At 47.5% G+C, this 15,001-nt stretch carries 10 protein-coding genes; 1 reads left to right on the top strand and 9 read right to left on the bottom strand.

What is annotated here, in order from left to right; genetic code table 11:
- Positions 1-96 precede the first annotated feature (96 nt).
- From ACR9Y8_RS11045 to ACR9Y8_RS11075, 7 genes are all read right to left on the bottom strand, one after another.
- Complete coding sequence (locus tag ACR9Y8_RS11045; RefSeq protein WP_481213321.1) at positions 97-2,082, bottom strand: plastocyanin/azurin family copper-binding protein; 1,986 nt, start codon at positions 2,080-2,082, stop codon at positions 97-99.
- 6 nt (positions 2,083-2,088) lie between these two features.
- Positions 2,089-3,873 (bottom strand): 3-keto-alpha-glucoside-1,2-lyase-like domain-containing protein, encoded by a 1,785-nt coding sequence (locus ACR9Y8_RS11050; protein WP_481213322.1) that lies wholly within the window; start codon positions 3,871-3,873, stop codon positions 2,089-2,091.
- 79 nt (positions 3,874-3,952) lie between these two features.
- Positions 3,953-5,944 carry an alpha/beta hydrolase family protein gene (locus ACR9Y8_RS11055; RefSeq protein WP_481213323.1) on the bottom strand — a complete coding sequence of 664 codons (1,992 nt, stop codon included), beginning with the start codon at positions 5,942-5,944 and terminating at the stop codon, positions 3,953-3,955.
- 53 nt (positions 5,945-5,997) lie between these two features.
- Positions 5,998-6,975 (bottom strand): pectinesterase family protein, encoded by a 978-nt coding sequence (locus ACR9Y8_RS11060; protein ID WP_481213324.1) that lies wholly within the window; start codon positions 6,973-6,975, stop codon positions 5,998-6,000.
- A gap of 870 nt (positions 6,976-7,845) precedes the next feature.
- On the bottom strand, positions 7,846-8,337 hold the full coding sequence (locus ACR9Y8_RS11065; protein WP_481213325.1) for a hypothetical protein: 492 nt from the start codon (positions 8,335-8,337) through the stop codon (positions 7,846-7,848).
- A 63-nt stretch (positions 8,338-8,400) separates the two neighbouring features.
- Complete coding sequence (locus tag ACR9Y8_RS11070; protein ID WP_481213326.1) at positions 8,401-9,855, bottom strand: hypothetical protein; 1,455 nt, start codon at positions 9,853-9,855, stop codon at positions 8,401-8,403.
- Positions 9,856-9,979: 124 nt separating this feature from the next.
- Positions 9,980-10,570, bottom strand: a complete 591-nt coding sequence (locus tag ACR9Y8_RS11075; RefSeq protein ID WP_481213327.1) for a Crp/Fnr family transcriptional regulator — start codon at positions 10,568-10,570, stop codon at positions 9,980-9,982.
- Between the two features lie 116 nt (positions 10,571-10,686).
- Between ACR9Y8_RS11075 and ACR9Y8_RS11080 the strand changes: the two genes are divergently transcribed.
- A complete protein-coding gene (locus tag ACR9Y8_RS11080) occupies positions 10,687-12,975 on the top strand; it encodes a DUF5703 domain-containing protein (RefSeq protein WP_481213328.1) in 2,289 nt (762 codons plus the stop codon).
- Between the two features lie 18 nt (positions 12,976-12,993).
- Here ACR9Y8_RS11080 and ACR9Y8_RS11085 read toward each other — a convergent pair whose 3' ends face one another.
- On the bottom strand, positions 12,994-13,533 hold the full coding sequence (locus ACR9Y8_RS11085) for a hypothetical protein (RefSeq protein WP_481213329.1): 540 nt from the start codon (positions 13,531-13,533) through the stop codon (positions 12,994-12,996).
- Between the two features lie 396 nt (positions 13,534-13,929).
- Positions 13,930-14,925 carry a family 43 glycosylhydrolase gene (locus ACR9Y8_RS11090; RefSeq protein WP_481213330.1) on the bottom strand — a complete coding sequence of 332 codons (996 nt, stop codon included), beginning with the start codon at positions 14,923-14,925 and terminating at the stop codon, positions 13,930-13,932.
- Between the last annotated feature and the right edge of the window lie 76 nt (positions 14,926-15,001).

The raw sequence follows: 15,001 nt of genomic DNA on the forward strand, positions 1-15,001 counted from the left end.
GTTAGTCATCAGTTGTCAGTTGTCAGTCGTCAGTGATCAATGCGGAGCTAAAATCGCTTCGGTCACTGACAACTGACAACTGTCGACTGACGACTTTTAAATTCTTTTTATCACTTTCATTATCCCCTTCATTACAGCGTAATGGCCGGGGAAGGTACATACATACGAATAATCACCCGGTGTGGCGGGCGCGGTAAAATAGATGGTCTGTGATGTTTCCGGCTGCAGCAGACAGGTATTATACAACACGTCTTTGGAAGCTGGTACATAAGCCTGCTGCGAGCCGCTCAGGCCCATATCCATGGCCAGCTTGCCTACATCATTGCCTTTACCGGGGTTTACGATCACCAGGTTGTGCAGCATATCATCATTATTATTGAACACCAGTTTCACTTTACTACCTGCTGGCACCTGTATCTGTTCGATATCGAATTTCAGCCCGGGCTTGGTGCCTATCTGTATCGTTACATCCGGTCCCCTGGTCCAGGAAGCAGGCTGCGTGGTGATACATTTTTTTGGATCACTGCCACAACCGCCTTTATTGTTTCCCGCTGCAGACAGGCTTTGTGGGGTGATGGCGCAAGCAGGTCCGCTACCTTTTGGAATCGCATTCAGGCTGTAATAACCCACGTTATGTACCAGCGTCATCCCGGATTGCGATTTCAGTCCTTTTACATTGAGCTCATGAATATATCCTTCTCGCAGGCCATCGACATAGATCCTCACACGACGCCCATCTTCCGACACTTCACTTTTCACTACCACACAGGGCTGCTGATTGATAATAGGACTTCCGTATTTACTGTGATAGCTATAGGTGAAACCGGTAACGCTGTACAAAGATGCATCTGCTGCCTGCTGCTTATTAACAGGCATGGTGAATTCCAGCTCAAAACCATTGCTCTGTGCACGCATTGCCTTTATTTCAAAAGGCATGGCGCCTTTGAAGGAAACCCGCTGCAGACCATATAATTTCGGACCGGTAGAAGCCCATCCGCGGCTCGTCATACCCACAAAGAGGGAATGATCACTGCCCCAGGCCAGGCGCAGCACACCGGAAGAAAAGCCTTCCAGGAAAGGAAAGCAGGCCCCCTGGTATTTACCATTCACTTTCTCAAGGAAGGCGCGCATCACTTTACTGTGCCCCTGATCGCCTACCAGTAGCTGTCCTCTGAAAGGGCCGAATTCATCAGAATTAATGGCCAGTATATCTGCGGTGGAGATGCCCATCAGCGTATGCGGAAACCATACACTGGGCTCTTTAAAGTTAGGTTTGCCACGGCCGAAATCATGCATGAGGCCAATGGAGTCCGGGAACTGGTCCGGCCTCAGTTTAATCGGCGAACCGTATTCACCCGCCCAGCGAAGGCCTGCAGGATGCCCTGCAAAATCACCGTAGTTGATGTGAGTGATCCTGCCGGATCCTATCCAGTCGCCCTGGTTCTCTGCAAAAAAGAGATCACCGTTCTCCATCAGTCCAAAACCTGCAGGAGAGCGCATACCCGCTGCAAAGGGGCGCATACTGCCATCCGGTTTTATCTGCATCATCCAACCCCTCCATTTGGCCAGGCTGGCGCCTCGCCCTATCCAGGAGAGATTGAGCGTAACGATCATGTTGCCATCCGGCATGAACAAGGGACCATAAGAATATTCATGATAGTTGCCCGATAATGGCCAGGAGGCGATGGCCTGGAACCTATCTGCCTTGCCGTCATTATCAGTATCTGTGACCCGTGTAAGCTCTGAACGCTGCGTCGTATAGAAGGAACCGTTATGCCAGGCAAGGCCGAGGGTTTCGTGCATACCTTTTGCAAAACGGGTATAATGTGGTTGTTTGGATTTCCTTTGATAAGGATCTGTGATCACCCATATTTCGCCGTGACGCGTAGCCACGCCCAGTTTATCATCCGGCGTAAAAGCCAGTCCGCCCACTTCCAGTATCACGCTATCTGGTATGGGCACATCTGAAATAGTATAGTATTTACTTTCCCTGGTTTTCATGTCCGACTGTGCAGCTGCTGTGAATGGCAGCAGCATTGCGCAGAGCAACAAGTAAAAGGGACTATATAGCTTGCTCATCATGATCATTTACCAGATAATGGAATAATGTATTTTAACTGTTCCTGCGCTGGGTTCCAAGGGCGCCAGCAAACGGTACTGGTCCTTGATTTGCTCTATCTGCGGAGCGCCGTCTGTTTTAATGTAATAGCTTTTATCGTCTACCGCATAAGTGCCGTCAGGCAGCTTTTCAATAAGTCCTCCGCTGGCCATCAACCAATAAGCCTTATCCTTAGCGCCTTGCTGTGTGGTGATGGTAATATCGCGGTTCAATCCTTTACCATCTTCTCTGGGCGACAGCTGATCTTCCACCTGCCATTGATGTAAGGTATAAAAGAATACCGGCAAGCCGCCAGGCAGCAAACGGTATCCGCGATTGGTATAACTGCTGCTGTCTTCCCGGATAGAATCAGGCCAGGCGGCACCAGGCGAGGACAGTTCCGCGATGCAAGGCACACCTGCCAGTTCCAGTATGGCGCCCATAGGTTTAGCCAGTTGCTTTTCGCCGCGTTCATGCCACATCTCCGCTATATCTATAAAGCGTCCGTGCCATGCCATCAACGGACTATAATTCACCATATCGTATGCATAGTTCAATCCGCCGGGTATACCTACCGCCATGCTGTAAGGGTCCACTTTTCCCTGATGCCGCATAAAACCGCGTTGTGTGACCGTTTCGTTCGTCACCGGGTATTCCATCAGCGGATCTGCTTCCACGGTACGCTCAGACGCTGCTGTGGTCAAAGCGGTGAAAGGTATATGCGGACCTTCATACATCAGCACCATGCTTTCATCGTAGTTAGCATAGCTAAGCTGGAACGTATGTTCGCCCTGCTGCAAAGTGGTATCGCCATAGAAAGCGCGCTGAAAATCGCGTGTACCACCGTTGTTCGCAATCTCTACCGTATCTATTTTCAAACGGATAGGGCCACCGGCCCGCACACGGAATACATAATGTCCCGTTACAGGCACTACCAGCTTACCTTCCAGCAGGAGGTGCCCACGCTTATCGCCTACGCGATAAGTAAGCGAATCTGTACGGCCGGACCTTACAGGGGTAAACAGTTGCAGCGTATCATGATTCTTGAATACGCCTTTGTATACATGATATTGTACATCCGCCAGCTTCAGCCGTTCATCGTTATAGGTTTTATAGCGGATATTGCGGAGAGCGATGCTGCCCTTATTCACACGAAAACCCATTGAACCTTTTCCAGGCAGCATACTCCGTAGTGTAGTATCATGAATGATACTACCGTTCAGCTTCACCATATCGAAACGCGCTTCATATTGTTGTCCAACAGGCTTCGCCCTGTACTTTACTTCCAGGTGCTGCCACAGACCAGGCGCTTTGCAGGCGTTTAACAATGGCGTTTGTCCGGGTACGCTGCCGCAAAGATCTGCCACAGCGCTGTCCTTTAGCCAGCTGTCTTTTAACAACAACGGATAATGATCCTGGAAAACGATGGCGCCTGTTGCACCTGCAGAAAGCATAAAATCCAGCTCCAGGTCCATATCCCGGTGCTCCCATTTCGTATGAATCTCCGCTGAATCATTGGAATTCGCAGGAATAACACCGGCCAGTATACCTGTTCCCTTTGCCAGCTCCATGCTGTAAGGCTGATCAGGGTTCGCATATACGTTGCCTGCCAGCTGCCATGTACCTTTGGGAGGGCCAAATGCATCCAGTTTATCCAGACTGACGGCTTCCATAGGAAGACTTTGGATCTGCTCCTTCTCCTGTATGGCAGGCGAAGAACAGCCAAAGACCGTGATCGCAACTATACCGGGCAGTAAAAAAGATTTGAAAGACATTGATTGCTATCGAAAAGATTAAGAATTTCCACAACGTTATCTATACTATAGTATACTACCTACAAACATAACCGGATAATTACGGAAATGCAAACCGCTTATCAACTATCCTGACCAGATCCGGAACATCATAATATCGTAACACACCTGGTATGACATAGCTGTACCAGTTCTTTTCAATCACATTCCGGTTGATCTCCATGAAAGACGGCAGGTATTTGTCTACCTGCAAATGATGGATGCGATCATCGATGGCCGCGGCGTGTAGGGCTACAAGTGCGCTCAAACCGGATGCCCGCACCGTTACGCTGGACTTGCCCAGCAAACTATCTGCCCGGAGATAGTCGAGTAACATTAACAGATCCGTCACCCGTTGCCCCATTAAAGGTTTGCCCAGGTGAAGGGATGAAATAGCATTCCGGTATTCCTTGTTATAAAATTTAGATGGATTGAAAGCTTGATTATCAGCGGTTTCGCCCATACCGCGCAGATCGGGTAGTACCAAGGTGTATCCTCTTTGCAGGTAGGATTGAACAAGTGCAGTGCTGTCCTGCAATTCTTTCTTTCCATCATCATGCAGGTAGATGATCACCTCTTTCACCGGCGCCTTTGGCGCAGGGCGGATGATCACAAGCGGAAGTGGCGGTTCACCATTACATCTCAATAATAACCTTTCTACCTGCCCGCCTACCGGCTGCACCTGTTCTACCTGTACCGCGGCGCGTTCTTGTGCGATCCCTAATAAAGATCTCAGCGTATCCGCAAAAGCCTTGCTATTCACACTGCGCAGGAATTGCTGCCGTTTATTCGAAAGTGCTACTGCCTGATGCAGTATATGCTGCTGTACCGTTATCTCTCCGGGAAAGCTGCTATTCACCTCTCCCGTCCTGGTAGCAAAAAGCGGAGCTGGTGCTAATACTGTAGCCGCTGCTTCCTGTACCGGCTGATCATCTTTATAGAACCACTTCCTGAACCAAGTAGCTGCTGCTTCCCGCTTTGGTTGGGAGATGCCATGGCCATCATCTACCGTTACCATCTTTATGTGATCTTCAGCGCCCAATGTTTGATAACACTGCTTTGCCTCATTATACGCCTGTTCCGCGCCTGTATAATCCACAAAATCATATCTGCCTGAAAGCACCAGCAGTGGCTTGGGCGCCACCAGGTGCAGATAATCAGTGATCTCCATTCCCATCTTTCCCTCGTTCGGGATCTGCACGCAACCATCCAACGGGCCGGCCAATTCGAAGGTTCTTTCCCTGGTGGTGATATAACTACAAACCGCGGCCGCTTTTATACGACTGTCAAAGGCCATAAAATAAGCCGTTTGCGTACCACCGCCAGAATTGCCCAGGCAGCCGATGCGTGTGGTATCTACCTCCTTCCGGCTGATCAGGTATTCCAGTCCTTGCTCATTATCCCATAACTCATATGCCGCCACGCTGGATCCTACCAGCGCTGCGGCAGCGTTCAGCAAAGTATGTTCAGTGGTGCCACCTCTCGTAAGCGGACGACCGGTACTATCTGTTAACTGATGGCGTTCACCTTGCGAAACCGGATCGATCATCAGCACTACAAAACCCTTCCTCGCCAGGAGGATAGCTGTTTCCTGGTAAGAAGGCGTGGCCTTTGCCTCCGGCTCATGGCCGCAAAACAGCAACAGACCAGGAAATGGTCCCTTGCCGGATGGCACATAGAGACTGGCAGTAACATGATGTCCAGGGAAACTCTGGTAGACGATCTTTTCAATGTGATACCCCTCCTGCTGTACATGCCCTGTTATTAGGGGCTGCAGCGGCGTTTTAACAGGCAAGGTCCCAAGTAGCTGATGGTAAGCTGTTCGTAGCTGTTGCTGGTAGGCCCGTATTGCTGCGGGAGACTGCATCGCTTTCTGCACCTGCTGTGCGCGAAGCGCATAACGCTGATGCAGCTGCTGCATAAGATAAGCGTTCAGCAGCTTATCTCCTCCCCAATCGATGACAGGCTGTTGCTGGGCGTGTAGCGGCAGGGCGAATAATAGTAATATGCCGAGGGCAATCTTTATATAATTGTTGCAATAACACTTATTCATCAAACAAAAACAATATTCACATTTCTATAATAAAGCATGGTAGCGATTACCCATTAATGCTGCAAAGGATCCCATCCGCCGAAGATGGTAGCGGCCGTTAAATTCCGGGCCGCTGCGGCTGTCAGCTGGTGCGACCATGCCGCCCGTCCTGTTGTACCGGCGCCGGGACCTGTATTTTTATATTCTGCATAGCGGGCGGTTTGTTCGTTTGCGGCGTTGTCCCAGTTATGCCATCCCTTTGGGAGGATGTGAGCGCCCAACCAGCATTCCGAAAATATTACCGCTCCATAAGCGCGCCAGGGGCGTCCCAGGTAAACCTTTGTGACCGAAGTATCTGCTGTCAATTTGCAATGCAGGAATACAAAGCCATATGGCTGACGTTTGGTGGTGGAAGCGGCGGTGATATAAGAATCTTTTTTACTGTGGATGGTACAGTTGTTAAAAAGCACGGTGGAGGCGCCGAATATGAAATCGGTAGTGCCTTCGATGTAACAGCCTGTATAATACTGGCGGCTGCCTTCCCTGCCTGCGTACAGGGTATCCTGGTCACCCAGCAGGCGGCAGTTACTGACGATGCAGCGGTCACCTTCCACGTGGAGGGCAACGGCCTGCCCTACCTGACCGGCGGCATTTTCGATGGTGATATTTTCCAGGCTGCAATCATCGCCAGCCAGGAGTACGGTGTAGGAGTTAAAGGTGTTGAATTTATCCTTTCCCATCCAATCATTTCCGGGATAGGGCTTTCCGGAGAAATCCGCATTGGTGATAATGGTGCTGTCGCGGCTTTCGCCAATAAAGTGAATGCCTGTCTTCCAGCTGGGAATGACCAGCTTTTCGTGGTAGACGCCGTTTTTAATAAAGACCTTTATGGGAGCCAGAGGGGTAAAATCCCGGATACTGTTAACGGCAGCCTGTATGGAAGTAAATGCGCCTGTTCCGTCTGCGGCCACGACGATATTGTATTGTTTGTCCTGTGCAGACAGCGGGAGAGTGCAGAAGAATATAAGAATGCTAATGGCTAGTACTTTCATCAACATGGAATTTTAGCCTACCGGCAAGGGTCAAACTACGGAAATATGCAGCTAAAAGAGGATTTTTTTACGCAAACGTTGCCGGAATAGAAAAAGGCGGAGTAGAAACTCCGCCTGCCTAATCAGTCATTAACCTTAACATGAAAACACCAATAATTTGAAGAATAAAGGAAAATGAAGGAGGGTGGAAATCCTCCCTGAACTCAACTAGATCCTATGAATAACCAAAAAATTTAAAGATATAAGGGATAAATGAAGGAGGGTAGAAACCCTCCTATTGTCACTTGTGAAAATGCTTGTTATACCCAAAAAGATTTCAGGCAAAGGGAAAATAGAGGAGGGTAGACACCCTCCTTTATGTTAACTCAATTTTCTAAACTATGATCAACCAAATATGCCTATTCCAATAGTTTGAAAGATGAGGTAAAGTAGAGGAGGGTAGATACCCTCCTGCCTTTACATCTCTATGTTATGATTAAACTAGAAAAACTTAAGGTATAAGAACAATAGAGGAGGGTACACACCCCTCTTTGTATTTATATTTATCTCAATTCAATGAAACAGCAATAATGTAAAGGAGAGTAGATACCCTCCTTCTCTTACACCCTACATTCAGTGATGAATAGAAAACTGTAGAGGGTAGAGACCCTCTTCCTAACCATCATAGTATTACACCTTTGCTTTAAAGAACTTTATTCGATAAAAGGATAATAGGACACCAAGAGGTGGATACCCCCGGATTTGTTTTGTGCTTTTCAATCTGAAAACCCTAATTTTTTCATGACAATAAAATCGCTGGAGAGGTAGAAACCTCTCATATGTTGATAGTAATCGCTCGTTCAGTGTTGGAAGAAAAAGATGTTTAGTTAGTTAGTCGCCTCGATACCATTGTGTAGTGTCTTCGTTGGGATAATATTTCCGGTAGTTTTTATCGAGTAACATGCGCTCATAACCTGATACAAATTCTCTCCACTCGTCATGGTACTCCGGCTTCACCTTATATAGACGATCGGCATATAAGTCACTAAAAAATGCGCCATAACTACTGATGACAAAGCGTCTATCTGGTGCATCCTTAAATGTCAGCCTACATAATATCATTGTCTTGTACAACAGGAGACTATAAGTAGGTTTCACCCTACCTTCAAACATTCTCTTGGCCTCCTCTACGGGGATATCAATAGAAATAAGAGTGTCCATTTCACTGTCCTTGAGCTGGCTTAAGGGTTTTGCATAGTTAAATGCATACATCCTAAAACTCGTCAAATTCTCCCACTTAGGTTCTGACGTAAAATTGAGAAAACGACAAGAAGAAGAAATTGTCAAGAAAATAAATATTAAAGAAATGGAAAATAGTTTCATGTCTTTTAATTTTTGGTAGTTACAATGAGAATAACCAAACTTCATACCCTATAACCATCATTATTATGGTTCACTTGAAACAGGGCAGTTTCCATAATTTTTTAAACTTATGCCCTTCGATACATTCCGCTTTACACTTATCACTTTTAAATTATTAAGAATTATTCCTAAATTCATTTGCCGAATGTCCTCGCCTAAATTTCCCGGTGTAGGCCCTTCTCCGCCACCCAATCCCCAAGAAGCCATTGTCTTTGGCAAAGAAATAGACGTGTTGTCGTAAAGCTTATCAATTGCCCATCCAGTACAATTATTAATATTAAGGTTATACCTTTCCAGATTTCCCATACTACAATCGTCTAATAAATCAAAAAAGGCATCCTTTCTTAACCCTATCTCCAAACTCACATCATAATCTCTTCCACCATCATCATTAAGTATTCCAGGAGCAGCCTGACTAGAAAATTCAATATCCGTTTTAGGCCAAAACCCCAGTGATCTTCGGACAATAGCTCCATTAGGTCTCTTTTCCTCAAAAGCAATCCAAGTATGCCCAAAATTTTTAGTTGAATTTTTAATTGCACCGTAATCCGTATTCCCATCATCATCTGACACCAACGCCCTTGTCCCCGCCTTCGGCTGATCCACGTACAAAATAATCCTATACGTATTCCTACTATCCCTATTAAAACACCTCTTATACTGATACACATCCACTATCGGCTTATCCGGCGGCGCCAATATCACCGTATTCAACCCTATCCCAATCGTCGCATCTCCCGGTGGCGTAGTGTTCCCTCCAGTATTCCCACCGCCATACACCGGATAAAGCCCGGCTTGCAATCCACCAACCACGGTAGACCCACCACCACAGCGATACGCCTGCGAGAAATTATACCTGCAAGTCACATACCCCGACGCATCCACACAATAATAGAAATCCACATAACACCACTGCTCTTCATAATCTGCCTTCTTCACTAACGAATCCTGTGTCACCTCTCTCCCCAGGTCAAAGCCGGTAATACTCCCATCCGCCGCATACCTGTTTCCACCAATAGCACTACCATTCCAGGTCTCAATCCACACCATGCCTGTAAACCGCCTCGCAGCATCCTTATTACTAAGGAAGGCCTGATCTGGAATGGTAGTGACTAGCTCCGACACAATTTGATCACCGGCTTTCTTATAAAGTAACAGCTTTGTTAAGGATTGAACTGACAGCGCAACGCTGTCTCCATTTGTTTTAATAGTAAGATCTTTCTTAAATACCAGGGGTACTATCACAACCTCCCTGTTGCCCGCTTGCTTTACTGCAGCATGCTGCCAGTCGGGCCTATCTATAAGCGCATGCCTTTTTGTAAGTTTGCTTGTATTGGCCAGTTCCTCATTAAAGAACTTTTTGGCCTCTTCGATAGTAATTTGATAGCTATTATCCTCTCCTTTTACAGGGCTATCTTTCCGACAATAGCTAAAAACAAGGCAAACAATGGCCAATGAAAAAAGGGCTATCCTTTTCATAAAAAGATTTTGGTTTACCGGGGATATGGTCCAGGGGATAATAAAATATTCTGTGCGTTTGTTTCAGCTAAAACAGTAAAACAAAGCTAAAACCCTTTTTTTGAAAAAACGTTGATCTAAATCATCATTTTCGATGTTTTGGCTTTTTTTTCCTTGCCCTCGACAGGGTTTCACTTCTCATACCCAGGTAAGAAGCGATGTATTTCTGTTTTACCCTGTTCTCTAACTCTGAATAACGTTCGTACCAATACCAATAACGATCGGACCTATTCGTCATTCTTAATATCATATTGCGCTCATCACTGAGCGCATAATACTTTTGGGTTAACACCCTCCCTATCACATTAAATTCTATAAATTCCCTATAGACCGCCTCTAGCGTATCGTGATCAATAGCTATTAATTCGCACTCCTCCAGTACTTCAATTGTCAGATCGCCCGGCTGCCTGGTAAAAAAACTGAATGCTGAAGCCATCATATCCAGCTCCTTCATCAGCCAGAATGTTTGTTCCTTGCCATTTTCGTCCGTATAGTAGGCACGGAGCATACCTTCGCTGATAAAATAGATGTAGTTTGCCGTTTCCCCAGGCCTCAGCAGAATATACTTCTTCTTAAACTTGAGCACTTTTACGCGTTGGGCGAGAAATTCTTTTAATACATCAGACAATGGATACACAGCCATCAAGACTGTAAACAGTTTCTCAAAAGGTTTCATGGTTGATTTACAAGGATGATTTTTCTGAAATTAATGATTATTTTTCTCACAGAGGACACGCCACTATGTTTTGTACTAAACAACTGTTTTGCCTTTTTGTTGCAACAACCGGGTTTTTGCCGCTACTTGCCCAGCGCCCTGCACTGGACGCATATAATATCACATGGAACAGCCAGAGCCACAACTCCAGCGAATCCATGCCCTGCGGTGGCGGAGATATCGGCCTGAATGTATGGATGGAGAACGGAGCACTGCTTTGTTATCTCTCACGCAGTGGCTCCTTTGATGAAAACAATACTTTCCTGAAAGCTGGCCGCATCAGGATAAAACTCTCACCTAACCCGTTCGAAGCAGGGACCTCATTCACGCAAACACTTCACCTGGAAGAAGGCTATATAGACATCAGCGGACAAAAAGGGAAACAACGTACAGACATCCGGGTATGGGTGGATGTACACCACCCCGTGGCGCATATAGAAGTAAACAGCCATCAACCTGTAAGCGCCACCGCCACCTACGAAACCTGGAGAACCTCCGACCGCCAGCTGGCCAAGGCGGAACTGGTTGCCTGCGCAGGCTATAAAGGCGCTCCGCTGACCGTCACCGCTTACCACGACAGTATTGCCTTCCGCAACAAAGCAGTACTTTTCTGTCACCGCAACAGGGACGAAGCCCTCATATTTAACTTCACTGTACAACAGCAAGGACTGCAATCCGTACAATCCCAACTCTGGAATCCACTGCAGGGGCTCACTTCAGGAGGTATGATGTGGGGAGACAACATGCAGCCTGCAGACACTACCTCCGGGCAATACATCAATACCCCCTACACCGGCTGGCAGCTTCAAAGCATCCGGCCTTCACGGCAACACCGGGTACATGTACTGCTGCATACAGAACAAGCTCCTTCCTATGAAGCCTGGATCAATGACCTGTATCAACAGCAAAAGACAGCCAACGCCGCTAAAACAGCCTTTCAGCAAACCAAAGCCTGGTGGCAACAATACTGGAGCAGAAGTTATATTTTCATCGAAAACGATACCGCATCCGCGGAATGGCAAACCGGCCGGAACTATCAGCTGTTCCGATATATGCTGGGCTGCAACGCCTACGGCGCATACCCTACGAGATTTAACGGCGGACTTTTCACCTACGATCCCGTATTCGTAAACCCGAAATACCCCTTCACTCCCGATCATCGCAACTGGGGTGGCGGTACCTTCACTGCACAGAACCAGCGGCTGGTATACTGGCCTATGCTCAAAAACGGCGATTTCGACCTGATGAGATCACAGTTTGAATTCTATCTTCGCATACTGCGGAACGCCGAGATTAGGAGCCAGTTCTACTGGGGCCACAGCGGCGCCTGCTTCACCGAACAAATGGAGAACTTTGGCCTTCCCGCGGCCAGCGAATACGGCTGGAAACGGCCCCCTTATGCCGATCCAGGCGTGGAGTATAATAGCTGGCTGGAATATGAATGGGATACTGTATTGGAATTCTGCCTGATGATACTCGATATGGAACGCTTCTCCGGAGCCGATATCTCCCCCTATCTACCGCTGATCGAAAACAGCCTTACCTTCTTCGACGAGCACTACCAATACCTCGCCAAACACCGCGGCTCCAAAGCCCTGGATGGGGAGGGCCACCTGGTGCTATACCCGGGCTCTGCCTGCGAAACTTATAAAATGACATACAATTCCGCTACTACCGTTGCCGGATTATATACAGTCACTTCGAGGATGCTGGAATTGCCTGCACATTATCTTCCCGATAGCACACGCGCCCAACTGCAGGGATTATGGAAGCGCATTCCCCCACTCTCCTATCGTAACATCCAGGGACATACAACCATTGCGCCTGCCAAAACCTGGGAGCGGATCAATAACGTTGAAACCCCTCAGCTCTATCCCGTATTCCCGTATGGAATATTCGGCATCGGCAAACCTGGTCTGGACACCGCCCGCAATACCTGGTTGTATGATACTACGGCGATTAAACACCGCAGTGCTTTAGGCTGGAAACAGGACAACATTTTCTGCGCACGGTTAGGCTTCACCGATACCGCCGCCGCTTATACGCTTAAGAAACTAAAGAATGCCACTACGAGGTTCCCCGCATTCTGGGGCCCCGGCTTTGACTGGACACCAGATCATAACCAGGGAGGATCAGGCATGATAGGACTACAGGAAATGCTAATGCAGACAGATGGAAAGAAAATCTATCTTTTCCCCGCATGGCCGCTTGACTGGAATGTTCATTTCAAACTGCACGCGCCATACAATACAACTGTAGAAGGTATTTTAAAAGATGGAAGACTAACTTCATTAAAAGTGCTACCCGAAGAAAGAACAAAGGATGTCCAGGTAGTTAATCAACACCTTAACACCCAATATAAATAGCCGCTGTATGAATAATCATCACCACGACACCCATCTCTTCTCCCCCACCCTCACCTCATACTCCCTCTCCCCCATCATCACTCTCCAAACCAACGCCTCCACCTTCCTCCTTTTCCCCTCGTAACGTAACCCCTTCGCTCCCCTCCTCCATACCGCCCTCACCACATTCATCCCGCCCATTTCCCCTCGCATCCGCACCACCGGCTGCGCTGACTTCCTTGTTTTCATTCCCTTCCTCACTAGCTCCTCCAATCGCCCCTTCACCTCTTCCTCGCTCACTCCCTGTTTCAACATCCCGATTGCCTGCCCTGTCATCGCCCGGTATAAATCCAATCTCTTCTGCGCCTTCGGCAACAACCGGTAAACCCGCGCCGCTATCGCCGACGCTGCACCCAACAACTCCGCATACTTCCTTGTCCGCGCAAAAGCCCGGTCCTTTTTCACCCGCTTCCTGCTCAACGTACTCGCCCTCCTCGCATAATACTTTCCGTTCATCCTGTAATAACAAATACCCTTTACCGTGCCTGTTATATAAACAGGCCCACATTGCTTACTCATAACTTTGTTTTTAAAGTAAAAAATTAAACTACCGGAACGAAGGTATCTGCGAAAAGAAATATCACCCAAATATGACAACCTAAAACGTCACTAAAAGTACGTTTATACACAAAAAGATACATTTTGAACTAAATCACCAAAAATGACCGTCTTGACCACATCAATACGCCATAAACACCGCAGCTTATCCTCATGTCATCCAAGCCCTTTCCTCCTATTATCCTAATCTACTCCGCGTGTTATCCTCGTACTTCGCGGACAAGCGCTTAGTCGTATCCTAGTCCTACCTATGGTAAAAGCGCATACAAGCTTGGGTATAGGCGCATGCAAGCTTAGTAAAAAGCGCATGCACTTTTTACCCTCATGGATTAACCTCCTTATTAAAACGATGATTATTTACCGTGGAGCCACTCCTTTCACCACTCCCTTATGTGTAGGTTTTACACGTACAATCCTCCCCTGCCCGTCAAATTCCAATTTGTCTATACACACTTCGCGGTTATATCCCGCAGCCTCTCCCATCTTAATCCCATCCGGGTAGTGAAACCGGTGATACACAATATACCACTCATCTTTCCCCGGTACCTGTATCACCGAATGATGCCCCGTTCCATAGATCCCCGCTGCCGTATCCTTCGCTATCACCAAATTGTCCTCCGGTACTACAATCTTTCCCAGCGGGCCATCTGCCATACCGTACCTCACTCGGTAATCCGGGTCCCTCGTATCATTCTCAGACCACATAAAGTAATATTTCCCCTTTCGGTACAACACATTCGTTCCCTCCCGGAAAGTCTTGTCAGGCGTAAGTATAACCGTACTGCCCGGAACCAGCGATAGCATATCATCCGCCAGCTGGGCGCCCGCCATATACCCATTCCCCCAGTATAAATAACTCTTCCCGCTAACAGGATCTGTAAACACATCGGGGTCTATCTGCTGTCCTCCCTTCACTCCCTCTGGCAGTTGATCGATCAAGGGCTTCCCGGAATCTTTAAACGGCCCTGTCGGACGATCCGCCACCGCTACCCCTATCTTCTGCGCCGCCGTGAAATAATAGTAATACTTATACTGTCCATCGATCTTTTTTTCGATAATACACGGCGCCCAGGCATTTCTTTTCGCCCAGCTCACATCTTTCGCAAGATCCAGTATCACCCCCTCATCTTTCCAATGTACCAGGTCAGGAGAAGAAAACGCTTTGAAATAAGTGCCCGTCCAGTTGGTAAATCCATCGCTGGTAGGATAGATATAGAATTTCCGGGTTTGCGCTGCATACATGATATCAGGATCTGCATAATATCCCTTCAACACAGGGTTCCCGTTCTGCTGCGCAAAGGCGCTAATGCTCAATATCAAAAACAGCTGTAAGCAAACCGAAGTCTTTACCATAACGTACTCATTTCTTTATAGGAAAATATAAATCTATTCACTGCTAAAACGTGCTCCAAAATAATAACAAAAAGTG

It is taken from the genome of Chitinophaga sp. SVR4-12A, from assembly GCF_056754765.1.

What these genes read in the sequence shown, in the direction of transcription:
- ACR9Y8_RS11045 (WP_481213321.1), bottom strand. Translation starts at nt 2,082, where the DNA reads ATGATGAGCAAGCTATATAGTCCCTTTTACTTGTTGCTCTGCGCAATG.
- ACR9Y8_RS11050 (WP_481213322.1), bottom strand. Translation starts at nt 3,873, where the DNA reads ATGTCTTTCAAATCTTTTTTACTGCCCGGTATAGTTGCGATCACGGTC.
- ACR9Y8_RS11055 (WP_481213323.1), bottom strand. Translation starts at nt 5,944, where the DNA reads ATGAATAAGTGTTATTGCAACAATTATATAAAGATTGCCCTCGGCATA.
- ACR9Y8_RS11060 (WP_481213324.1), bottom strand. Translation starts at nt 6,975, where the DNA reads ATGAAAGTACTAGCCATTAGCATTCTTATATTCTTCTGCACTCTCCCG.
- ACR9Y8_RS11065 (WP_481213325.1), bottom strand. Translation starts at nt 8,337, where the DNA reads ATGAAACTATTTTCCATTTCTTTAATATTTATTTTCTTGACAATTTCT.
- ACR9Y8_RS11070 (WP_481213326.1), bottom strand. Translation starts at nt 9,855, where the DNA reads ATGAAAAGGATAGCCCTTTTTTCATTGGCCATTGTTTGCCTTGTTTTT.
- ACR9Y8_RS11075 (WP_481213327.1), bottom strand. Translation starts at nt 10,570, where the DNA reads ATGAAACCTTTTGAGAAACTGTTTACAGTCTTGATGGCTGTGTATCCA.
- ACR9Y8_RS11085 (WP_481213329.1), bottom strand. Translation starts at nt 13,533, where the DNA reads ATGAGTAAGCAATGTGGGCCTGTTTATATAACAGGCACGGTAAAGGGT.
- ACR9Y8_RS11090 (WP_481213330.1), bottom strand. Translation starts at nt 14,925, where the DNA reads ATGGTAAAGACTTCGGTTTGCTTACAGCTGTTTTTGATATTGAGCATT.